Origin of the sequence: Cellulomonas sp. A375-1 (assembly GCF_001040865.1) — a bacterium.
GTDB lineage: Bacteria > Actinomycetota > Actinomycetes > Actinomycetales > Cellulomonadaceae > Cellulomonas > Cellulomonas gelida.
This window is the reverse complement of sequence record NZ_LFKW01000157.1, coordinates 6,352-6,888: the sequence shown is the minus strand read 5'-3', so window position 1 is coordinate 6,888 and position 537 is coordinate 6,352. Positions and strand designations below refer to the sequence as shown.

Sequence of the window (537 nt, the reverse complement as noted above, 5' to 3'; positions counted from 1 at the left end):
CCCGTCCACCGAGCCGCTCGACGTGGTCGTCGACGACGTCGTGCTCGCCAAGGCCGCGATCGGCAGCCACGGGCCGCGGCTCGCGTGCCGCGTCGTCGCCGTCACCGAGGAGAACCGCGCATGACCATCACGTCCCAGACCGTCGCCGCCGTCGACGCGAGCGCGGTGGCGCAGGCCGCCGCGGCCCTCGTGCCGTCGTCGGTCCCGCTCGTCGCCGTGCCGTGCGCCGCGGGCGACGTGCCCACCGACCTCGACGCCGTGGTCGCCACGTTCGTCGGTGCGCCGAGCGCCGACCTGCTGTTCGTCGTCGCGGACGCGCTCGCGGACGTCGAGGCGGCCGGCGCCGCGGCCGGTGCGCGGCTCGCACCCGGTGACGCGCTGCGTCCCGCGCTCGAGGCCGCCGCGCAGACGCTCGGCGCCGGCGTGCTCGAGCAGGTGCGCACCGAGCCCGTCGCGCAGGTGCTCGTGCCCGGCGCCGAGGTGTTCGCGCTGCAGCACGACGGCGTCGCGATCGCCTGGTTCGCGGTCCGCGTGCGC

General features: G+C 77.8%; 1 pseudogene. It reads left to right on the top strand.

The features are described 5' to 3' along the window. Positions 1-120 precede the first annotated feature (120 nt). Positions 121-537, top strand: a pseudogene (locus tag CWIS_RS19700) (flagellar motor switch protein FliN); the annotation flags it as partial.